Source organism: Constrictibacter sp. MBR-5, from assembly GCF_040549485.1.
In the GTDB taxonomy this organism is placed as follows: domain Bacteria; phylum Pseudomonadota; class Alphaproteobacteria; order JAJUGE01; family JAJUGE01; genus Constrictibacter.
The window spans coordinates 681,823-702,208 of record NZ_JBEPTK010000001.1 but is presented as its reverse complement, the minus strand read 5'-3'; the positions used below and the strand labels follow the sequence as shown (position 1 = coordinate 702,208).

Here is a 20,386-nt window from a genome sequence, read left to right as displayed (position 1 = left end):
GGTCGCGGTGCGTCGTCCCGCTTTACATCGGGCCAAGCTTCTTCTACCTGAGGCGCATGCTGCGCGTCGGGCTGCTCTGGCACTCGCTCGCCTCGGGCAATCTCGGCGTGCGTGCGCTGACGCTCGCCCAGCTCGCCATCCTGGAGACGGCCGCCGAGGCCGCCGGACGCGAGGTCGAGGCCGTCATCTTCGGGCATCCCGACTGGGGCGCGCCGCGCCTCGACTATGCGGGACGGCTGGTACGGCTCGCACCCCCTCACGATCTCACCGCGGTGGCGTTGTTCCGCCGCACCGGCGACCTGCTCGGCGCCTTCCGCCGCTGCGACCTGCTGATCGACATCGGCGAGGGCGACAGCTTCACCGACGTCTATGGCTGGCGACGCTACGTCAAGCAGCTCGCCAGCAAGGCGCTGGCACTGCGCAGCGGCCGGCCGCTGATCCTGGCGCCGCAGACCATCGGGCCGTTCGGCCGCGGGCGGCGCCTGCCGCCGGCGGCACTGCTGCGCCGTGCCGCACATGTCTTCGCCCGCGACGCCGAGTCCGAGGCCTTCGCGCGCCGCCTCGCGCCGACCGCCAACCTGGCGCTGGCGACCGACGTCGCCTTCCTGCTTCCGTGGGAAGCGCCCGCGCGGCCTCGCGGCGGCCCTCTCCGCATCGGGCTGAACGTGTCCGGCCTGCTCTACCAGGGGCGCGGGTTCGGTCTTCCCGTCCCCTATGCGGCGCTGGTCGATGCGCTCCTGGCCGACTGGACGGGCCGCGCGGGATACGAGGTTCATCTGGTCGCGCATGTCCTGGCCGCGCCCGGTGAGGCGGACCAGGACGGGGCGGTCTCCAGGCAGCTCGCGCGGCGCTTTCCGGCGGCCCGGCTGGCGCCGGCCTTCACCGACCCGCGCGCCGCGAAATCCTGGATCGCCGGCCTCGACTTCTTCGTCGGCGCCCGCATGCACGCCTGCGTCGCCGCCTTCTCGGCGGGGGTGCCGCTGGTCCCGCTGGCCTACACGCGCAAGGCGACCGGCCTGTTTCGCAGCCTCGGCTACGACGCGGTGGCGGACCTTCGCAGCGGCAGCCTCGAGGATGCCGTCCGGATCGTCGGTGACGGATTGGCGGGGCGTGCGGCATTGGCGGCGGCCGCCGCGGCCGGCAACCGTCGCGCCGCCGAGCGGCTGCGGGTCTATACCGACCTGGTGGCGCATCTGGTCCGCACCGCATGAGCCGGCTCCGGTCGCTCGACGCGCTCGTCGCCTCTGGCCTGTGCGCCGGCTGCGGCCTGTGCGCCGCGATGGTCCCGTCGGTCGCGATGCGGATCTCCGTACGCGGCTTCGCCCGGCCGGCCGTGGGCGACCTCTCCGAAACGGAGCTGGCGCGTGTCCTGGCGGTGTGTCCGGGTGCGAACCTCGATGGCCCGCCGGCCGCGCCATCGACGCATGCCGTATGGGGGCCGATGCAGGCGCTGCACCGGGCCTGGGCCACGGATCCGGGAGTGCGCCACGCCGGCGCATCGGGGGGAGTCATCACGGCGCTCTGTACGCACCTGCTCGCGACCGGCGCGGTCGATGCGGTGCTGCATGTCGGGAGCGAGGCGCACGCGCCGCTGCGGACGGTGCCGCGGGTCAGTACCACCGCCGCCCAACTGGTCGACCGTGCCGGCTCACGCTATGCGCCATCCCCGGTGCTGGCCGGCCTGGACGACGCGCTGGCCCGGCACGGCCGTATCGCCGTCGTCGGCAAGCCCTGTGACATCGCGGCGCTGCGCCGGCATGTGGCGACCGATCCGTCGCTCCCCACCCGCATTCCCTGGATGCTTTCCTTCTTCTGCGCGGGGGTGCCGTCGCTCGTCGGCACGGAGATCCTCGTGCGCCGGATGGGGCTCGATCCGGCGACGCTGACGGGCTTGCGCTATCGCGGCCGCGGGTGGCCGGGCCGGATGGCGGCGACGACCGCGGACGGCCGCACGGCGAGCATGAGCTACACCGATTCGTGGGGCGGCGAACTGCACCGCCATCTCCAGTTCCGCTGCAAGATCTGTCCCGACGGCACCGGCGAGCATGCCGACATCGCCGCCGCCGATGCGTGGCTCACGTGCGACGGTTATCCCGACTTCGCGGAGCGCGACGGCATCAGCGCCGTGCTGGCGCGGACGGAGCACGGCGCAGCCTTGCTGGCGGCGGCGGTCGCGGCAGGGGCGATCCAGACCGCACCGCTCTTACCGGCCGAACTGATGGCGATGCAGCCCTACCAGGTGCGGCGCAAGCGCGTGCTTCTCGGCCGGCTCGCCGCCCTGCGGCTGCTCGGGCAGCGCCTGCCGCGCTATCGGGAGCTGCGGCTGTGGCGGAACGCCCTAAGGGGCGGGCGCGCCCTGCTTCGCGATCTCGCCGGCACCGGGCTCCGCGTCCTGCAGGGGCGCCATCGCGAGTGACGCCGTCGGCTTCGGCTCCATCGGCGACCTGCCGGCGGGGTGCCGGCCGAGATACTGAAGGTGATAGAGGAACGCGTCCCGCAGGTGATGGCGGGCGGCAGGGTTGCGGAACAGGGCGAGGGGCCCGCCGGCGCTGGCACGGATCCCGTCGGCGGTGACGGTCGCCTCGGCGAAATGGACGACTTCAAGCCCTCGATCCCAGGCCTGCCAGCACAGCACGCAGTCGGCCATGAACAGGAAATAGCGTTCGTCCAGGCCGCCGGTACCGTCCCAGAAGTCGCGGCGCACGAGAACGCACGAGGACTGTAGCCAGTCGACCGGCTGGGTTCGTCCATAGTCGAGGTCGGCGGCCTCGTAGCGCCCGACCGAACCCGCGAGGCCGGGCAGTCTTCCCAGCGGCGAGCGGCGCGCACACTGCGCGAGGACGTTCGGGAACCGGCGCGCCGTCCGCGGGACGGTCCCGTCCTCGTTCACCTGTCGCGGCCCGGCGACGGCCACGTCGGGCCGGCTCCGCATGAAGGCCGCGAGCCGCTCCAGTGCGCCGGGATCGGCCCACAGGATGTCCGGGTTGACCAGCAGGACGAAGGCGCCCCGGCCCAGGGCGGCCCCCTGGTTGCAGGCGGCCGTGTAGCCCGTGTTCGTGTCGTTGACGACCAGCCGCACGCCCGGTTCGTCGTCGAGCGCGCGGAGGATCCGGGCATTGGCGGGGTCGACGGAATTGTCGATCACCACGATGTCGAGCCGCTCGGCGGTCTGCTGCCGGCGCAGCGAGCGCACGTTCTGCACAACGCGCGCGGCCTTGCGATAGTCGACGATCACGGCGCAGATCGTCGGCTCAGCCATGGCCGCCCTCGTCCTCCAGCACCTGGGCATAGAGTGCGACGAGCGCGCGCACATGGGCGTCGACCGTGGGCGGGTCCGCCCAGAAGCGGGCGTGGGCGGCGCGACCCATGCGGGCCACCAGAGCGTCGTCCCGGCAGCGCTCGATCTGGCGCCGCAGGTCGGCCGCGTCTCCCGACCGGAACAGCAGGCCGGTCACGCCGTCCTCGACGGCCTCCCGCGCCGCGCAGCCGTCGCTGACGATGGCGGGAACCCCCAGGGCTGCGGCCTCCGATACCGCCATTCCCTGGGTCTCCGGCCACAGCGACGGGAAGACCAGGGCGCGGGCGTGGCGCAGCCGTCGCGCGACCGCCTCGGCGGGCTGCCATCCCGTCAGCTCGGCCTGTGGCGCTGCCGCCCGCACCGCGGCGGCGAGGTAGCCGTCGCCGACGAAGGCCGCCGGGACGCCGGCCTCCGCCGCGGCGGTGGCAAAGAGCAGGGGGCCCTTTTCGGCGGCGAGGCGGCCGACGAAGAGGAACGTGTGGTGACGGGCGGGATCTGCCGGCGGCCCCCGGGGCACATCGATCGGATTGCGCACCATCTCCATCCGCGCGCCCTCGGGCAGCCGCCCGACATGCAGGCGGCGGTTGAGGTCCGAGAGGCAGACATAGCGAGCGAACGGCCGCGAGAACCCGCCGTGCCGCTGCTGCACCGCATGCCGCGCGACGCGCCAGAGCTTGTGGCCGTAGTTGCGCGCGTCGCAGTCGGTGGCGATGCAGCGCGGGCTGAGCGGCGTCAGCGTGCAGGGGGCGGCGCTGCGATAGTTGAACAAGCCGCCGTTCGGACAGACGGCGGTGTAGTCGTGCAGCGTCCCGATCACCCGGAACCCGCGGTCCGTCGCGGCGCGGACCACGCTGCTCGACAGCGCCTTCATCCAGCCGTGCACGTGCACGATCGTGCAGGCGGGGTCGAGGCGGTCCAGCACGGCGCCGAACCGGCGGCCGGCCTCGCCGTTCCAGAGGCCGCGCAGGGCGGCGCGCAGGGCGCTGGGGTCGCCCAGCATGTCGGGCTGGCCGAGGCAGACGATCTCGGCGCCGCTGGCCGCGAGGTCAGGGTCGACCGGCGCCACGGCGGCGAAGAAGGTCACGCGGTGGCCGCGCCGCGCCAGCGCCGCCGCGGAGACGATGGCCACCTTCGAGCCGCCGCCCTGGATGTGGGCGTAGTCGTTGACGACGACGATGTCCGGCGCCGCGCGCACCGCCTGCACCGGCCGCGCCGGCATCGGTGCGAGGGCGTTCACGTCCGGCCCGCCATCAGCGAGAGGATCATCGGCACGCGGTCCCACTGCCGGCGCCGGATGCGGTTCGCCAGTGCGCCTAACAGGCCCAGCCAGACGGTCGGCAGCGCCCAGGGCCGGTGCCGCCGGGTATAGAGAAGGCGGCTGCGCAGCCCGTGATAGTCGGCCGTCCGCGAGCGCGCCTGCGGTCGCCGCGTGGCGCTGCCGGCGCTCGCCCCCTCCTTGTGGAACACGATGCTGCCCGGCGCATGGCCGAGCGCGAAGCGGCCGCCGGCGCGCGCCGTCCAGTCGAGTTCCTCGAAGAAGAGAAAGTACCGCTCGTCCATCAGTCCGACGGCGTCGACGAAGGCGCGGCTGACGAGCATCGAGGCGCCGTGCACGAAGTCCAGGTCGCCGGGCCCGGCGCCGACGCCGGGAACGGCGGGCTGCTGGAATCCCAGCAGATGCATCCGTCCCAGCCATGGATCGTAGCGGCCGCCGCCCAGCGCCTGGAGCCGGTCCGGCGTGTCGTAGTAGCGCAGGGTCGATCCGCAGAGGCCGATCTCGGGCCTGGCGGCGCAGTGGGCGACCAGCGCGGTCAGCGCATCCGGCGTCACCGCCGTGTCGTTGTTCAGCAGCCAGAACCACGCGGCGTCGCCGCGGCTCAGGGCATAGCGCAGGCCGAGGTTGCAGCCGCCGGCGAAGCCGCGGTTGTGTGCGCTTCGGATGAGGACGAGGGGCGGGGCCCGGCCCGGTTCGACGGCGTCATCGTCGATCGCCTCGGCGGTCACCGCCAGATATGGGATCGGCCGGCGCGTCCGCCCGGCCATCAGCCGCCGTCCCGTCTCACCCGCCGGTCCTGCGGAGATCTCGCCGTCCGCCCAGTCGCGCAGCATCCCGAAGCTCGCGGTCGTGGTGGCGTTGTCGCAGACGATGACCCGGAAATCCGGGTAATCCATGCCAAACAACGTGTCGAGGCACTCGAGCGTGTCCGCCGGGTGGCCGTAGTTGACCAGCACGACGTAAACCGGGCCGTGGCTCACCGGCAGGACGTCGACGACCCTATCCTCGGCCGCCGGCGACCTTCGGCTCCCCCCGGACTCTGCGATCCACACTGCCGCCACATCCGCCCCCCGCCGCGACCTCCCGGAACAGGCCCGCGCGATCCGGCGGGCCCTCCGAGGTGTCCGGAGAGCATCTTAGACGGGACGAAAATAGGCGTAAATTGGTTGCATTCGGATTTTGTCGCAGCGCCGGTCACGGCCGGTCGCGTCGACCCTCAGGAGCGGCCGTACGTGTCCTCGAAGCGGACAATGTCGTCCTCGCCGAGATAGGATCCCGATTGCACTTCGATCAGGTGCAGCGGCACCCGTCCCGGGTTCTCCAGCCGATGGGTCGAGCCGAGCGGGATATAGGTCGACTCGTTCTCGTGCAGCAGGAAGGCGCGGTCGTTGCAGGTGACCTTGGCCGTACCGCGCACGACGATCCAATGTTCGGCGCGGTGATGGTGCATCTGCAGGGACAGCCTCTGCCCCGGCTGGACGACGATGCGCTTGACCTGGAACCGGTCGCCGAGGTCGACCGTCTGGAAAGACCCCCAAGGCCGGAACGTCTCCGGCGGTGTCAGGTGCTCGTGCCGGCCGGCCGCGGCGAGACGGTCGACCGCCTGCCGGACGTCCTGGGCGCGGTCCCGGCTGGTGACCAGCACGGCATCCTTGGTGGCGACGACCACCACATTGTCGAGCCCGACGGTCGCCACGACCGGGCCGGCGGACCGCAGGTAGGAATCGCGGGTGTCCACGGCGAACACCGGCCCGCTCGACGCGTTGCCGTCGGCGTCGCGGTGCGCGATCTCCCAGAGGGCGCTCCACGACCCGACGTCGCTCCAGGCCATCTCCACGGGCACGACCGCGCCCCGGTCGGTGCGTTCCATGACGGCGACGTCGATCGAGACGGAGGGGCAGGCGGCGAAGGCCTGCCGGTCGAGGCGCTGGAAGCCCAGGTCGCGCTGCTCGCCGGCGACCGCCGCCTTGCAGGCCTTCAGCACGTCGGGCGCCAGCCGTTCCAGTTCGGCGAGGAACGTCCCGGCCGGCAGCAGGAAGATGCCGCTGTTCCACAGGAAGCTGCCGGCGGCCACATATTCGGCGGCCGTCGCCGCATCCGGCTTCTCGACGAAGCGCCGGATCGTCCTGACGGTCTCGTCGCCGTCGACCGCATCGCCCGCCTCGATGTAGCCGAAGCCCGTTTCCGGCCGTGTCGGCTTGACGCCGAAGGTGACCAGACGGTCTTCGGTGCGGCTTCCCGCCGCGATCGCCGCCTGGAAGGCTTCGGGCAGGCCGATGACGTGGTCCGACGGCATCACGAGCAGGTGCGCGTGCGGATCGCGCCCGGCGACCATGAGGGCCGCGACGGCTACCGCGGCCGCGGTGTTCCGGCCCATCGGCTCGAGCACGATCGCCTGCGGCTCGATGCCGACCAGCCGCGCCTGCTCGGCGACGATGAAGCGGTGCTCCTCGTTGCAGACGACGATCGGTGCGGCGAAGCCGCCGCCGCCGGCGACCCGGAGCAGCGTTTCCTGCAGGAGCGTGCGCTCCGAGGCGAGGGGCAGGAACTGTTTGGGATAGAGCGAACGGGACAGTGGCCAGAGCCGCGTTCCGCTGCCGCCGGAGAGAATGACGGGGACGATCTGGGGGGACACGGCCTCGGCACGACCCATGGCAAACTCCGGCTCGATTCCGGCCTTGGCCGGCCCGCTCGACGACGCCCGTCAGGCGGACTGGCGCCGCACCGGCGACGTGATCCGCAGGATCAACAGGTACACCAACATCACCGAGAATGCGAGCAGCGGCGCCCGGTGCGGGAGCAGTTCCGCAGCCGCCCCGGGCAGCAGCGCCAGCGCCAGATAGGCCGCCACCGCCGCGCGCTGCGGCATCACCGCGGCCAGCCTGTGGTGCAGGTGGTTGCGGTCGGGCTCGAACGGCGACCGCCCCATGCGCAGCCGCGTCCCGATGAGGCGCAGGCAGTCCGCCACGGGCAGGAGGAACCACAGCATGACGTTCGCGGCGGACAGCTCGGCGGACGCGTTGTAGGTGTGGATGGCCGCCATGCCGATCAGCACGCTGACCGCATAGCTGCCGGCGTCGCCCAGGAACAGCTTGCCGCGCAGGTTGAAGGGCAGTGTCGTCGCCAGGGAGGCGCCGCAGATCCAGAGGAAGAGCGCGAGTTCCGGCGGCGCGTGCAGCAGCAGCAGCCCGACCCAGCCGAGCGCCATGCCGATGACGAGACCGTCGGCGCCGTCGGCCATGTTGACCGCGTTCTGGAAGCCGAGGAGGCAGAGCAGTGCGAACGGCCCGCCCAGCAGGCCCAGGTGCAGCGCCGCCGCTCCCTCCGCGCCGAAGGCGAGGGTGGGCAGCGTCAGGCTCGGCTGGAGGGCGAGCGCCATGGTGAGCACGAGGGTCGAGAGCAGCAGCCGCGCCGTCACCGAGACGTGCCGCCGGTCGTCGGCGAGGCCGAGGAGCAGGAACGCAGCCGTCGAGAAGGCGAGTGTCGCGAACAGCGGCGCGTGAGACGGCTGGCGCCAGCCTTCGAGTGCCGCGACGGCGAGCAGCGGCACCATGCTGGCGATGCCGCCGACCAGCGGCGTCGGCGCCCTGTGCAGCTTGCGCAGCTTGTCCGGATGGTCGACCACCCCGAGCCAGCGTCCCACGGCCTCGGCGCGCATGCAGATCAGCAGGACCCCGAGCAGCAGGATGCCTTCCGCTGCGGCGAACACTGTGGAAATCGCGCCGTGTGTCATGGGGAAGCGGCGCTCAACCGGCGAGCCGGGCGCGCCGCAGGCGCCGCAGGAACGGGGCAGGTGCGAGGCGCGCCAGCGGCGGAGCCACGGCCGCGCGGAGAAGTGCGCCGGCATACCAGACATCCAGCCTCGGCGACCCGCAGCCCAGGCTGCGTACCGCGTGCCATCGTTCGAGGGTCGACCGTATGCGCCGCCGGTCGCTGACGCCGCCGGCCTCGACGGTCGCGATCGCCCCCGGCACGTATCGGAACGCCGTCCCGGCGCTGCGGCAAGCCAGGAAGAAGGCGTAGTCGCACGCCTGCCCATCGGTCGCATAGGGCCGCTCGATCAGAAGATCGCGCCGGATGAGGGTGGCGGCGTGGGCGAAGGGCATCGTCCGCACGATCGTGTCGATCGGCCCCGCCGGGCGCAGCGCGCGCGACCCGTCGCCATAGGCGACCCAGGCGTCGCCGTAGACGATTCCGGCACCGCCCGCTTCCGCTACCGCCAGGGCCGGGGCCAGTGCATCCGGCGCCGCCAGCTCGTCCCCGGCATTGAGGAAGAGCAGCCAGGTCCCGCGGGACAGTCGTGCGCCCTTGTTCATGGCGTCGTAGATGCCGCCGTCCGGCTCGCTCAGCCAGCGGAGCAGGGGGGCGCCACCGTCGGCCGCGATCTCGCCGAGAAGTGCCGGCGAGCCGTCCGTCGAGGCGCCGTCGACCACCAGATGCTCGACGCCCGCGCAGGTCTGGTCGCGGACGCTGGCGATTGTCCGCGCGAGGCCGTCGCGCATGTTCCGGTTCACGGTGACGATGGTGAGCCTGGGCCGTGGGTCGTCGACGACCGTATCCTGCACCCCGCGTCTCCGCCTGTGGCCCGCCCCGAATGGCGGCCGGACTATGCCAGAGGGCCGCCGCGCCAGGAAGGGCGGGCTGCGTTGCGTCGCCCGCGGTTTCGCCCGGCGCGGGCATGGCGCATCATCCGTGCAACAGAAACGGCCGCGCCCATGGAGAAGCGCCCATGATCATCGCCGACATCCGCACCACCGCGCTGCGCGCCCCTTGGGTCGATCCGCCGCGCTTCGCGCACGGTTACGACCTGCCGCGCGAGATCCTGCTGGTCGAGATCGAGACCAAATCCGGTGTGGTCGGGCTCGGCTACCTCCAGCCGCTGGGCGGCGGCCTCGCGACTCTGCAGGCCTGCATCCGGGAGGTGATCGCGCCGCGCATCCTGGGTCGCGACGCCACCGCGGTGGAAGCCATCTGGGACGACCTGTGGAAGGCGACGGCCACGATGGGCCGGGCGGGCATCACGGTCATGGCGCAGTCGGCCGTCGACATCGCCCTGTGGGACGCCCTCGGCAAGCATGCGGGGCTGCCGCTCTACCGCCTGTGGGGCGGTGCGGCGCGCGACGTCCAGGCCTATGGCAGCGGCTGCTGGCGCGGGCTCGGCGGCGAGGGGATGGTGGAGAAGGCCCGCCGCTACGCGGATGCGGGCTTCAGGGCCATCAAGATGCAGGCCGGCCACATGTGGAGCCTGAACCAGGACGTGGCGCACGTCCGCCAGATGCGCGATGCGCTCGGCGACGAGGTCGACATCATGATCGACATCAACTGCGGCTGGACCGCCGACACCGCGATTCCCATGGGGCGGCGGTTCGAGGAGCACGGCGTCTACTGGATGGAGGAGCCTGTCCGTCCCGACGACTTCGCCGGCTACTTCCGCATCGCCGACGCGCTCGACCTGCGCGTCGTCGGCGGCGAGAACCATTTCGGGCGCCATGACCTCCGGCCCTTCTTCGAGAACCCGAAGATCCCGATCCTGCAGCCGGATCCCATGCGCGGCGGCTTCACCGAGCTCAGGCGGATCGCCGCCGTCGCCGACACCTGGGGGATGCTGATCGCGCCGCACTGCTTCGACGAGCTGATGGGCCACCTGATGTGCGCCATTCCGAACCCGCACATGCTCGAATACATGGGCTGGCTGGAAGACCTCCTGGTCGATCCGGTGACGGTGCGCGACGGCACCATGCGGCCGCCCGACCGGCCCGGTCATGGGCTCGCGTTCCGGCCGGAGGCGCTGCGGGAATTTACGGTCGCTCTGTAGGCGAGGCGGACGACGTCAGGGCGGACGCGCGGTCGGGGGGCGGCATCGCCCGATGCGGCGCGGCCGTCTCCCGCTCGCGCGCGGCGCCGCCGGCGGCCATCCGGGGCAGGCGGATCGTTACGGTCGTGCCTTGTCCGACGGCGCTCTCGATGGCGAGCGTCCCGCCATGCGCTTCGACCAGCCGCTTGGACAGGGGCAGGCCGAGGCCGGTTCCGCCGCCGCGCCGGTTGATCTCGTTGTCGACCTGGACGAAGGGTTCCAGGATCCGGGCCTGATCGGCGGGCGCAATGCCGATACCCGTATCGGCGACGGAAATCGCGACGCCGCCGCACGGCGTGCCGGCGGCGGCTACCCGGATCTCCCCGTCCTGCGGCGTGAAGCGGATGGCATTCGTGATCAGGTTGATCAGTACCTGGCGAAGGCGCTTCTCGTCCGCGTGCAGGATCAGCCCCCCCTCCGACCTCACCTGCAGTCGGACGCCCGCATCGTCGGCGCGCTGCGAGAGGATCGCGGCCACGTCGGCCAGGAGCACGCCTATGTCGACCGCTTGCGGACGCAGCGTTATGATCCCGCTCTCCGCCGCGCTCAGATCGATCAGGTCGTCGACCATGGCGGCGATGTGCATCGCGCTGCGCTCGATGGACTCGATGAAACCGCGATGGCGCTCGTCCATCAGCCGGACGCCGGAATCCTTCAGAAGGGCCGCATATCCCAGAACGGCTGAAAGCGGCGATCGCAACTCGTGACTGACCAGGCCGACGAACCGGGTCTTGGCGTGGTTCGCGGCGTCCGCTGCCGCCCGTGCCGTTTCGAGCGCGTCCTCGAGCGCCTTCTTATCGGTGATGTCGAGGACGAAGCCGTCCCATGACACCGTTCCGTCCTCTCCTCTCTGCGGCGTCGCCCGGCTCAGGAGCCACACGATGGAGCCGTCCGGCCGTCGATAGCGGCCCTCGAAGGCGAAGGGGATGCCCTCCCTGGCGGACCTCGCGAGTTCATCGATCCATCGGCGGCCGCCCTCGTCCTCGATCTGCGTCAGGAGGCGGTCGGGCTCGCGGACGATCTGTTCGGCGCTGATGCCGGTGAGAGCGTCGGCGCCCGTGGAGATGAACGGGAAAGTCGGCCGGCCGGCATTATCGAGCACACAGCGGAAGACGACGCCCGGAAGGTTCTCCGTGACGGTACGCAGCTTCTCTTCGCTCTCTCGCAGCGCCGCCACGCTTCGTCGGCGCTGGCGGTCGCCGATCACGATCATGCCGACCAATGCCATGCCGATCGCGTTGATGAGCGCGGTGAACGGCACCGCGAGGGACAACGCGGCCATGGCGGACGGCCAGTCGGGATATAGAGCCAAGCCGATGAACGGTACGACCGCACTCGCCAGCGCTAGATGCCATACGCCCGTATGGCAGAAGTGTATCCGGCCCTCGTCGAGAACGAACCGCCAGTATGCGTAGCCGATAGCGGCGCCAAGGGCGATGGTCGCCAGGCCCGGCAGCAGCCCTGCGCCACCGCCGGCCAACCGCATGCCGGCGATGGCCGCCGCCGCGGTCAGTCCGCCGAACGGGCCGGCGAGCGGAGCGGCGATGACGACAGCCGGCATCCGCGCGTCGAAGCGCATGCCCTGGACGATGACCGGGTCGAGCATGCTGAGGATGCCGACACCGCCCAGGATCAAGCCACTCAGTACCTGCCGGCCGATGTTGCCCCGATGATCGGTCGGCGACACGATCGCCATGAGGAGCGCGGCGAAGCCGAGGGTCGCAGCGGCTTGGCCGAGCTTGAGGAAAGTCAGCGCCTCGATCACGCAGCGATCCCCCGCGCGGCCCGGACGGCATCGCGCCGACAGGGCGTCGCCATGCTGGGATTGCTCCTGCCAGCCACGGCCGACGCAACGTCCCCCCGGCCGGCAGCAAGTGGTTGGCAGAATTCAAGCCTGAGAGTGACTATCATTACTTCTTGTTCGTCGTGCGTAACTTCCAGCGACCGCATTCAATCCAGCCGCGAGCAGTATATGCGTTGATATCACGCATTTCGGCTTTGGGGGCAACTGGCGCAGGTGCTTTTGGTCACAGAGGTCAAAGGGATATTGAGACCTATTCGCAATCTCAGTATGGTGCGCCGCGACGAAGCCGAGAGGAGCCTGCCGGCCCATGCCACGATCAGTCTTGCTTCATGCGGTCGGGGGGTGCCTCGTCGCCGTGACGGCCGCTTTCGGCGCCGGCGACGTACGTGCCGCCGCGCCCGAGCCGTCGGCGGTCATCAAGACCTATGCGGATATCGCCCAGGCGGCCTATGAGGATTCCCTGATCGCGGCGAAGCGGCTCAGGGACGCGGTCGACGCGCTGGTCGCCTCGCCCAGCGCCGAGGCCATGCAGGCGGCACGCGCGGCGTGGATCGCCGCGCGTCCGCCTTACCAGCAGACCGAGGTCTTCCGCTTCGGCAACCCGATCGTCGACGACTGGGAGGGCAAGGTGAACGCCTGGCCGCTCGACGAGGGGCTGATCGATTATGTCGACGGCGGCTACGGCACGGAATCCGACGGCAATCCCTTCTACACGGCGAACATCATCGCCCATCCGAAATTCCAGGCCGGCGGCACCGACTACGAGGCCGGCCGGATCGATGCGAGGCTGCTCGAATCGCTGCACGAAGCCGGGGGCGTCGAGGCCAACGTCGCCATCGGCTATCACGCGGTGGAGTTCCTGCTCTGGGGCCAGGACCTGAACGGCACCGCGGCCGGTGCCGGTGAGCGGCCGTGGACCGACTACGCCAAGGGCGACGCCTGTACCCATGGCAACTGCGAGCGGCGCGGGCAGTACCTCGCCGTCGCGAGCGAGATGCTGGTCGACGAACTGGACTGGATGACGAAGCAGTGGACGAAGGGCGGTGCCGCCCGCACCGCGCTGCAGGGGGACGAGGGGATTTCCGCCATCGTCACCGGCCTGGGCAGCCTCGCCTATGGCGAACTCGCCGGCGAGCGCATGAAGCTCGGCCTGCTGCTCAACGACCCGGAGGAGGAGCACGACTGCTTCTCCGACAACACCCACAATTCCCACTTCTACGACGTGGTGGGCATGCGCAACGTCTATCTCGGCAGCTACATGCGCATCGACGGCACCAAGGTCGAGGGACCGGGCCTTTCCGCGCTGGTCGCCGCCAAGGATCCGGCGCTCGACGCCGAGATGCGTGCCAAGCTTGCGGCGAGCTACGAGGCCTTCTCGGCGCTGAAGCGTCGTGCCGAGACGGTCGAGGCCTACGACCAGATGATCGGCGCGGGCAACGCCGAGGGCAACGCGGTCGTCGAGAAGGGGATCGCTGCGCTCACCGACCAGACGCGCAGCCTGGAGCGGGTCGTGGCGGCTCTCGACCTGCAGCTCGTCTCGTTCGAAGGGTCGGACAGCCTCGACAACCCCGCCAACGTGTTCAAGTAAGGCCGGCCGATGCGCCTCTACGGCGTGCTGCGGCGCCTCGCTGCGGCGAGCGCTGCCTGCGCGATGGTCCTCGTCGCCGCCCAATCCGATGCGCGCACGCCCAAGGAGGCGGCGCGCATCGCAGCGGTGACGAGCCCCACGACCGACTTCAGCGCTCCGGAGCAGTTCGAACTGCATCCCGGGGGTGCTGCGACGTCCTTCAAGCCGCTCAACATCAGCGTTTTTTCTCAGCCCTCGGCGAACATGAGTTTCGAGCGCGAGCTCGACTTCAAGGTCGGCGACGGCATCTTCCGAAAGCTCTGGGTATCCTCGCCGTCGTCGACGACCTCGTCCGACGGCCTCGGCCCGCTGTTCAACGCGCGCTCCTGCCAGTCCTGCCATCTGAAGGACGGCCGCGGTGCGCCGCCCGCCGCCGGCGAGCCGGCGTCCTCGCTGCTGCTGCGCCTGTCCATCCCGCCGCAGACCGACGAGCAGCGCCGGCTGGTGACGGTCGAGCACGCCTCGGTGATCCCGGAACCGGTCTATGGCGGCCAGCTGCAGAACTTCTCGGTGCAGGGCGTGCCCGCCGAGGGGAATCCCGTCGTCTCGATCGAGACCGTTTCCGTCCGTCTGGCCGATGGCGCGGTCGTGGAACTCGAGAAGCCGACCTGGCGCGTCGAGGATCTGGCCTACGGCCCGATGCATCCCCAAACGATGATTTCGCCGCGCATCGCACCGCCGATGATCGGCGTCGGCCTGCTGGAAGCGATCGACGAGGCGGATATCCTCGCCCTGGCCGATCCCGACGACCGGGACGGCGACGGCATTTCCGGCCGGCCCAACATTGTCTTCAGCACCGAAACCCAGAAGGCCACGCTCGGCCGCTTCGGCTGGAAGGCGGGCGAGCCGACGATCCCGCAGCAGACGGCGCACGCCTTCGCCAACGACATCGGCCTGTCGTCGCCGCTGGCGGACGCGATGTGGGGCGATTGCACCGACGCGCAGGCCGCCTGCCGCGCCGCGCCGCACGGCGCCGAGAAGGGGGAATTCGAGGTTCCGCCGCAGATGTTCGACCTCGTGAACTTCTATTCGCGCAACCTCGCCGTGCCGGCACGCCGCGACATCGACGATCCCGAAGTGCTGCGCGGCAAGGCGCTGTTCTACGGATCGGGCTGCACGGGCTGCCACCGGCCCAAATTCGTGACGCGCCGCGATTCGATCGAGCCCGAGCAGTCCTTCCAACTGATCTGGCCCTACACCGACATGCTGCTCCACGACATGGGCGAGGGGCTCGCGGACCATCGTCCGGAATCGGCCGCGTCGGGCACCGAGTGGCGCACGGCACCGCTCTGGGGCATCGGTCTGACCGAGACGGTCAGCGGCCACATGCGCCTCCTGCACGACGGCCGCGCGCGAGGGCTGCTCGAAGCGATCCTGTGGCACGGCGGCGAGGCGCAGAAGGCGCGCGACGCCGTGGTGGGGATGTCGAAGGAAGAGCGCGAGGCGCTTCTCGCGTTCCTCCGCTCGTTGTGAGGTTCCGGTCATGAAGCGTCCCGTCATGCGTCGGTCGCCCATCTTCCTGCTCGCGATGGCGGTGACCCTGTTCGCCGGCACCGGCGCGGTGCGCGCCGAACCGACCGAGGCCGACTACCGGCGGCTCAACGAATCGCTGGTCGAGCGGCATGTCGTGCCCGGCTACGCGCGGCTGGCCGAAGCGACGGCGGGGCTGCGCGCCTCGGCCGACGCCTTCTGCGCCGCGCCGTCGGCCCCCGGCTTGGAGACGCTCCGCGGTGCCTACGGCGCCGCGGCGGACGCCTGGCAGGGCATCCAGCACGTCCGGTTCGGCCCGGTCGAACTGTTCATGCGCGCGGTGCGCTTCGCTTTCTGGCCCGACCCGCGCAACACGGTCGGCCGACAGCTCACGTCGACGCTCGCCGCGCGCGATCCCGAGGCGGTGGCGCAGTCGGCCTTCGACAAGGGCAGCATCGCGATCCAGGGCCTCCCGGCTCTGGAGCGCCTGCTCTACGGCGACGACAGCGCCGGTGCCCTGCTCGCGAGCGGCGACGACGCCCGCTACCGCTGCACGATGGTCGTGGCCGTGTCGCGCAATCTCGCGGTCATCGCCGCGGAGGTCGAGACCGCCTGGACCGACGGTCCCGGCGCCTTCGCCGCCGTGATCGCCGAGGCGGGGCCCGGCAACGACCGCTACCGCGACCCGAAGGAGGCGACGCTCGACCTGTTCAAGAGCCTCTACACCGCCGTCGAACTGGTCGCCGACCACAAGCTCGCCAAGCCGCTCGGCGCATCGCCGGCGGCGGCACGGCCCAACCTCGCCGAATCCTGGCGGAGCGGCCGCTCGATCGAAAACATAAGGGCGAATCTCGCAGCCGCCGAAGCGATGTACCGCGGCGCGGGCGGCCACGGCATGTCGGATTTCGTGCGAGAGGCGGCGGGCGATGCCGCGCTCGACGACCTGCTGACCCGTGCCTTCGCCCAGACCCGTGCGACGGCTGACCAGATCGCCCTGCCGCTGGAGTCTGCCGTGTCCGACCCCGCGGCGCGGCCCGCGGTCGAGCAACTCGCGACCGAGGCGGCGGCCCTGAAGCAGCTTCTGGTGCAGCGTCTCAGCGCGGCGCTGGGCATTCCGGTCGGTTTCAACGCCCTGGATGGAGACTGACGCCGTGACGGACATCGGACGGCGCACGATCCTCGCCGGCATGGCCGCATCGCTCAGCCTACCGTTCGTCCCGCTAGCGCGTGCGGCGGAAGCGGCTTCGGGCGAGGCGCACGCGCCCCTCTGGCTCAGCGCACGCGGCGACGCCGAGGGTAACTATTACGCCACCGGCTTCGGGCCGAACGGCCGCTTCGCCTTCGACCTGCCGCTGCCGACGCGCGGGCATTCCTTCGCGATCCACCCGCAGCGCCCCGAGGCCATCGCCTTCGGCCGCCGGCCCGGCGCATTCGCGCTGGTCATCGACCTGAAGGCGGGGCGCGCGCTCCGCACGATCCCGGCGGCGCCCGGCTTCCACTTCAACGGCCACGGCACCTTCGCCGCCGACGGCGAGCGTCTGTTCGCCACCGAGACGGAGATCGCCAGCGGCGAGGGGATCGTCGGCATCTACGACCCGGTCGACGGCTATCGCCGTGTCGGCTTCTTCCGCTCGAACGGCCTGGACCCGCACGACATCCGCCTGCTGGCCGACGGGCGCACCCTCGTCGTCGCCAATGGCGGCCTGCTGACCCACCCCGACGCGCCGGGCATCAAGCTCAACGTCGCGACGATGCGGCCGAACCTGACCTATCTCGATGGCCGCGACGGCACGAAGGTCTCCATCCTGCGCCTGCCCGACGAGATGCACCGCCTCAGCATCCGCCACCTCGCGATCGGCCGGAACGGCGTTGTCGCCGCCGCGCTGCAGTATGAGGGGCCGTCCGGCGATCTCGTGCCGCTGGTCTGCCTGCATCGGCCGGGTGCCGCGGCGCTGGAGACGGTCGAGGTGCCGGACGAGGTGCTGCGCGGCATGCGCAACTACTGCGGCAGCGCCGCGGTCGACGCCGAGGGCAGGGTTCTCGCCGTCTCCAGCCCGCGCGGCGGCGTCGGCCTGTTCTGGGACCTGGAGGCGAACCGGCCGGTCGGAACCGCCCGGCTGACCGACGGCTGCGGCATCGCGGCGGCGGGCGCGCCGGGCGTGTTCCTCTTCAGCAGCGGCGTCGGCGGCATCGCCGAGGTCCGGCCCGGGGACGGCGGGCGCCGCCGCCTCGCCAGTGCCGCGGCCGACGCGGCGCGCTGGGACAATCACATCGTCTCGGTTAACGTCTGACGGATCCGCCGTCCGGCATTTCCGCGGGGTACGTCATGTTCGAGGGTTTCCAGCACCGCCGCATCCCGGTGGGCGACGTCGAGATCGACCTGCTGACCGGCGGCAGCGGCCCGGCGGTGCTGCTTCTGCACGGCTATCCGCAGTGCAAGATGATCTGGCACCGCGTGGCGCCCCTGCTCGCCGCCGACTTCACCGTTGTCGCGCCCGACCTGCGCGGCTATGGCGACAGCGGCAAGCCGGCGCCTGACCCCGCCAACACCGCCTATTCCAAGAGGGTGATGGCGGGCGACATGGTCGAGGCGATGGCGGCCCTGGGGCACGACCGCTTCCTGCTGTGCGGGCACGACCGCGGCGCCCGCGTCGCCTACCGCCTGGCGCTCGACCATCCCGACCGCGTGGCCAAGCTCTGCACGCTGGACATCGTCCCGACCTGGGAGGAGTTCTCCGCCCCCGGCAAGGCGACGGCGCTCGGCAAGTTCCACTGGTACTTCCTGGCCGAGCCGGCGCCGTTCCCCGAGGACATGATCGGCCGCGACCCCGACTATTTCCTGCGCTACCTGCTCGACAAGTGGAGCGGCACGCCGGGCTGCTTCGCACCGGAGGCGATGGCCGAGTATCTGCGCTGCTTCCGCGACCCGGCGACCATCGCCGCGACCTGCGCCGACTACCGGGCGGGGGCCACCGTCGACTTCGACCTGGACGACGCCGACCGCGCGGCCGGGCGCAAGATCGCCTGCCCGATGCTGGCCCTCTGGGGCGGCCGCGGCCGGCGCTCGGGCGTCGTCGACGTCTGGCGGCACTGGGCGACCGACGTCAGCGGGCGTGCGCTCGACTGCGGCCACTTCCTGCCGGAGGAGGCGCCGGAAGAGACGGCCGCCGAACTGGCCGCCTTCTTCAAGGCGTAGAGGGCTTCAGAGCGGAGCGGGCGGCCTCAGCCGCCCTGGCCGGTCTGCCACTGGCGGCGCAGCTGCATGGAGTAGGAGAAGCGGCCCGCGGGGTGGATCGCGACGGAGACCTCGTACATGCGCGAGTCCCTGTCGAAGAACCGGCGCACGATGCAGAAGGCCGGAGTCCCCGGTTCGGTGCGCAGCGTCTCCGCGATCTCCGAGCTGACGGCTGCGGCATACATCTGCACCTCGATCCGGTCGACGCTGCAGCCGTACATCTCCTCCACGACCCGATAGACGGGCCGGCCCTGGCCGCCGACATGCTTGGCGACCTCGCCATACTCGGGGAGGATGTGGATGTCGTTCCAGCAGATCGGCAGGTCGCTGTCGGCGAGCCCGCGGGTGAGGCTGATCCGTGTCCACCGGTCGCCCGGCTGGCAACCGAGCGTCTGCGCCAGCAGCCGGTCCGCCTTGATCTTCTTGCTGCCGCGCAGCGTGATCATCGTTTCCGGCGGATACTGCAGCAGCTCGTCGAGCGTCTTCAGCGACTGCGTATAGGGCTGCGGCGTCTCCAGCGCCTCGACCGTCGTGCCGGCGCCGCGGCGGCGGCTGACGAGTCCCAGTTCGTGCAGCCGCCGAAGCGCCTCGCGCATCGTGAAGCGGCTGACCTGGAATCGCTCGCACAGGTCCAGTTCCGGCGGCAGCATCGAGCCGACCGGATATTTGGCGGAGCGGATTTCCTCGATCAGGACTTCGGCGATCTCGCGGTAGCGCGGTTCGCGTCCCCCGTTCAAATCAGCCTCCGCCCGGTCTCGGGATCGAAGACGTGCAGATGGTCGAGCGAGACTTCCAAGGGGATGCTGTCGCCCTGCCGGAACCTGCGCTGTCCGGCCGTGCGGACGGTGATGACGTCGCCTCTGGCGGTGACGGGGCCGTAGATGAGAGTGTCCGCGCCCAACGTCTCGATGATGTCCACCGTCATCGCGAAGTGCGCCGCTTCTTGATCATGTTCTTCTCCCGCGACGATGTGCTCCGGGCGGATGCCCAGGGTCACCGGTCTGCCCTGTTCGACGCCGCCCGCTCCATGGGGCAGCGGCAGCACGGGCCCCTCGTCGAGGGCGATCGAGCCGCCGTCCACCCGTCCGGGCAGGAAATTCATTGCGGGCGAACCGATGAACCCGGCGACATAAACGGTGGCGGGACGTTCGTAAACCTCGATCGGCGTGCCGACCTGTTCCGCGATTCCGTCCCGCATCACCACCAGCTTGTCGCCGAGGGTCATCGCCTCGACCTGATCGTGCGTCACGTAGATGCTCGTCGTACCGAGCCGTTGTTGCAAGCGCTTGATCTCCAGGCGCATCTGGACGCGCAGTTTCGCGTCCAGGTTGGAGAGCGGCTCGTCGAACAGGAAGGCCGCCGGCTCGCGCACGATGGCCCGGCCCATGGCGACTCGCTGCCGCTGGCCGCCCGAAAGCTGCCGCGGCTTCCGCTTCAGGAAGTCGCCCAGCCCCAGGATCTGCGCCGCCTCGTTCACCCGCCGGTCGATCTCCGCCTTCGGTGTCTTCCGGTTACGCAGGCCGTAGGCCATGTTGTCGTAGACGCTCATGTGCGGGTAGAGCGCGTAGTTCTGGAACACCATGGCGATGTCGCGGTCGGCCGGCTCCAGCCGGTTCACCACCCGCTCGCCGATGCGGATCTCGCCGTCGCTGATCTCCTCCAGCCCCGCGACCATGCGCAGCAGGGTGGACTTGCCGCAGCCGGACGGGCCGACCAGGACGACGAGTTCGCCGTCGGCGATCTCCAGGTCGATGCCGCGGATCGCCTCGACCCCGCCGGGGTAGACCTTGCGAACGCCGCTGAGCTGTACTCCGGCCATCGG

At 70.9% G+C, this 20,386-nt stretch carries 17 protein-coding genes; 8 read left to right on the top strand and 9 right to left on the bottom strand.

All coding sequences use genetic code 11. From position 1 onward, the window contains the following. The first annotated feature begins 56 nt into the window (after nucleotides 1-56). Nucleotides 57-1,211, top strand: coding sequence for a polysaccharide pyruvyl transferase family protein (locus ABIE65_RS03320; RefSeq protein WP_354075479.1), 1,155 nt, complete (start codon nucleotides 57-59; stop codon nucleotides 1,209-1,211). Further along, nucleotides 1,208-2,416 (top strand): Coenzyme F420 hydrogenase/dehydrogenase, beta subunit C-terminal domain, encoded by a 1,209-nt coding sequence (locus tag ABIE65_RS03315; protein WP_354075478.1) that lies wholly within the window; start codon nucleotides 1,208-1,210, stop codon nucleotides 2,414-2,416. Before ABIE65_RS03320 ends, ABIE65_RS03315 begins: the two co-directional genes overlap by 4 nt. Here ABIE65_RS03315 and ABIE65_RS03310 read toward each other — a convergent pair. The 6 genes from ABIE65_RS03310 to ABIE65_RS03285 all read right to left on the bottom strand — a co-directional run bounded on the left by ABIE65_RS03310 (nucleotide 2,339) and on the right by ABIE65_RS03285 (nucleotide 9,139). Further along, complete coding sequence (locus tag ABIE65_RS03310; protein ID WP_354075476.1) at nucleotides 2,339-3,259, bottom strand: glycosyltransferase family 2 protein; 921 nt, start codon at nucleotides 3,257-3,259, stop codon at nucleotides 2,339-2,341. The two genes, ABIE65_RS03315 and ABIE65_RS03310, sit on opposite strands and share 78 nt — an antisense overlap. Continuing rightward, nucleotides 3,252-4,535 (bottom strand): glycosyltransferase family 4 protein, encoded by a 1,284-nt coding sequence (locus ABIE65_RS03305; protein ID WP_354075474.1) that lies wholly within the window; start codon nucleotides 4,533-4,535, stop codon nucleotides 3,252-3,254. Before ABIE65_RS03305 ends, ABIE65_RS03310 begins: the two co-directional genes overlap by 8 nt. Then, complete coding sequence (locus tag ABIE65_RS03300; protein ID WP_354075472.1) at nucleotides 4,532-5,554, bottom strand: glycosyltransferase family 2 protein; 1,023 nt, start codon at nucleotides 5,552-5,554, stop codon at nucleotides 4,532-4,534. The genes ABIE65_RS03305 and ABIE65_RS03300 overlap by 4 nt, the downstream gene beginning before the upstream one ends. Nucleotides 5,555-5,790: 236 nt before the next feature. Further along, nucleotides 5,791-7,227 carry a mannose-1-phosphate guanylyltransferase/mannose-6-phosphate isomerase gene (locus ABIE65_RS03295; protein ID WP_354075470.1) on the bottom strand — a complete coding sequence of 479 codons (1,437 nt, stop codon included), beginning with the start codon at nucleotides 7,225-7,227 and terminating at the stop codon, nucleotides 5,791-5,793. Nucleotides 7,228-7,278: 51 nt separating this feature from the next. Beyond that, nucleotides 7,279-8,307: a glycosyltransferase family 4 protein gene (locus ABIE65_RS03290; protein WP_354075469.1), complete on the bottom strand. Its 1,029-nt coding sequence runs from the start codon at nucleotides 8,305-8,307 to the stop codon at nucleotides 7,279-7,281. 13 nt (nucleotides 8,308-8,320) lie between these two features. After that, complete coding sequence (locus ABIE65_RS03285) at nucleotides 8,321-9,139, bottom strand: glycosyltransferase (protein WP_354075468.1); 819 nt, start codon at nucleotides 9,137-9,139, stop codon at nucleotides 8,321-8,323. Between the two features lie 164 nt (nucleotides 9,140-9,303). On the opposite strand from ABIE65_RS03285, the gene ABIE65_RS03280 reads away from it, so the two are divergent. Continuing rightward, the gene (locus ABIE65_RS03280; protein WP_354075467.1) at nucleotides 9,304-10,389 is read left to right on the top strand and encodes a mandelate racemase/muconate lactonizing enzyme family protein; all 1,086 of its coding nucleotides are present in this window, start codon (nucleotides 9,304-9,306) and stop codon (nucleotides 10,387-10,389) included. On the opposite strand, the gene ABIE65_RS03275 is transcribed toward ABIE65_RS03280, so the two are convergent. Next, a complete protein-coding gene (locus ABIE65_RS03275) occupies nucleotides 10,373-12,193 on the bottom strand; it encodes an ATP-binding protein (protein ID WP_354075466.1) in 1,821 nt (606 codons plus the stop codon). The two genes, ABIE65_RS03280 and ABIE65_RS03275, sit on opposite strands and share 17 nt — an antisense overlap. A gap of 346 nt (nucleotides 12,194-12,539) precedes the next feature. Here ABIE65_RS03275 and ABIE65_RS03270 point away from each other — a divergent pair, with 346 nt between their 5' ends. Genes ABIE65_RS03270 through ABIE65_RS03250 form a run of 5 tightly spaced genes read left to right on the top strand, consistent with a single transcriptional unit; the run spans nucleotide 12,540 to nucleotide 18,525 of the window. Further along, on the top strand, nucleotides 12,540-13,820 hold the full coding sequence (locus tag ABIE65_RS03270) for an imelysin family protein (RefSeq protein ID WP_354075465.1): 1,281 nt from the start codon (nucleotides 12,540-12,542) through the stop codon (nucleotides 13,818-13,820). Nucleotides 13,821-13,829: 9 nt separating this feature from the next. Further along, nucleotides 13,830-15,332 (top strand): di-heme oxidoreductase family protein, encoded by a 1,503-nt coding sequence (locus ABIE65_RS03265; RefSeq protein WP_354075464.1) that lies wholly within the window; start codon nucleotides 13,830-13,832, stop codon nucleotides 15,330-15,332. Nucleotides 15,333-15,342: 10 nt separating this feature from the next. After that, nucleotides 15,343-16,476 carry an imelysin family protein gene (locus ABIE65_RS03260; protein WP_354075463.1) on the top strand — a complete coding sequence of 378 codons (1,134 nt, stop codon included), beginning with the start codon at nucleotides 15,343-15,345 and terminating at the stop codon, nucleotides 16,474-16,476. A gap of 4 nt (nucleotides 16,477-16,480) precedes the next feature. Next, nucleotides 16,481-17,620, top strand: a complete 1,140-nt coding sequence (locus tag ABIE65_RS03255) for a DUF1513 domain-containing protein (RefSeq protein WP_354075462.1) — start codon at nucleotides 16,481-16,483, stop codon at nucleotides 17,618-17,620. Nucleotides 17,621-17,655: 35 nt separating this feature from the next. Then, nucleotides 17,656-18,525, top strand: a complete 870-nt coding sequence (locus tag ABIE65_RS03250; RefSeq protein WP_354075461.1) for an alpha/beta hydrolase — start codon at nucleotides 17,656-17,658, stop codon at nucleotides 18,523-18,525. A 26-nt stretch (nucleotides 18,526-18,551) separates the two neighbouring features. On the opposite strand, the gene ABIE65_RS03245 is transcribed toward ABIE65_RS03250, so the two are convergent. Together ABIE65_RS03245 and ABIE65_RS03240 are read right to left on the bottom strand one after the other, a co-directional pair. Then, a complete protein-coding gene (locus tag ABIE65_RS03245; RefSeq protein ID WP_354075460.1) occupies nucleotides 18,552-19,301 on the bottom strand; it encodes a GntR family transcriptional regulator in 750 nt (249 codons plus the stop codon). Then, nucleotides 19,298-20,383, bottom strand: a complete 1,086-nt coding sequence (locus ABIE65_RS03240) for a sn-glycerol-3-phosphate import ATP-binding protein UgpC (protein ID WP_354075459.1) — start codon at nucleotides 20,381-20,383, stop codon at nucleotides 19,298-19,300. Before ABIE65_RS03240 ends, ABIE65_RS03245 begins: the two co-directional genes overlap by 4 nt. Nucleotides 20,384-20,386 lie beyond the last annotated feature (3 nt).

What these genes read in the sequence shown, in the direction of transcription:
- ABIE65_RS03320 (WP_354075479.1), top strand. Translation starts at nt 57, where the DNA reads ATGCTGCGCGTCGGGCTGCTCTGGCACTCGCTCGCCTCGGGCAATCTC.
- ABIE65_RS03315 (WP_354075478.1), top strand. Translation starts at nt 1,208, where the DNA reads ATGAGCCGGCTCCGGTCGCTCGACGCGCTCGTCGCCTCTGGCCTGTGC.
- ABIE65_RS03310 (WP_354075476.1), bottom strand. Translation starts at nt 3,259, where the DNA reads ATGGCTGAGCCGACGATCTGCGCCGTGATCGTCGACTATCGCAAGGCC.
- ABIE65_RS03295 (WP_354075470.1), bottom strand. Translation starts at nt 7,227, where the DNA reads ATGGGTCGTGCCGAGGCCGTGTCCCCCCAGATCGTCCCCGTCATTCTC.
- ABIE65_RS03290 (WP_354075469.1), bottom strand. Translation starts at nt 8,307, where the DNA reads ATGACACACGGCGCGATTTCCACAGTGTTCGCCGCAGCGGAAGGCATC.
- ABIE65_RS03280 (WP_354075467.1), top strand. Translation starts at nt 9,304, where the DNA reads ATGATCATCGCCGACATCCGCACCACCGCGCTGCGCGCCCCTTGGGTC.
- ABIE65_RS03270 (WP_354075465.1), top strand. Translation starts at nt 12,540, where the DNA reads ATGCCACGATCAGTCTTGCTTCATGCGGTCGGGGGGTGCCTCGTCGCC.
- ABIE65_RS03265 (WP_354075464.1), top strand. Translation starts at nt 13,830, where the DNA reads ATGCGCCTCTACGGCGTGCTGCGGCGCCTCGCTGCGGCGAGCGCTGCC.
- ABIE65_RS03260 (WP_354075463.1), top strand. Translation starts at nt 15,343, where the DNA reads ATGAAGCGTCCCGTCATGCGTCGGTCGCCCATCTTCCTGCTCGCGATG.
- ABIE65_RS03250 (WP_354075461.1), top strand. Translation starts at nt 17,656, where the DNA reads ATGTTCGAGGGTTTCCAGCACCGCCGCATCCCGGTGGGCGACGTCGAG.
- ABIE65_RS03240 (WP_354075459.1), bottom strand. Translation starts at nt 20,383, where the DNA reads ATGGCCGGAGTACAGCTCAGCGGCGTTCGCAAGGTCTACCCCGGCGGG.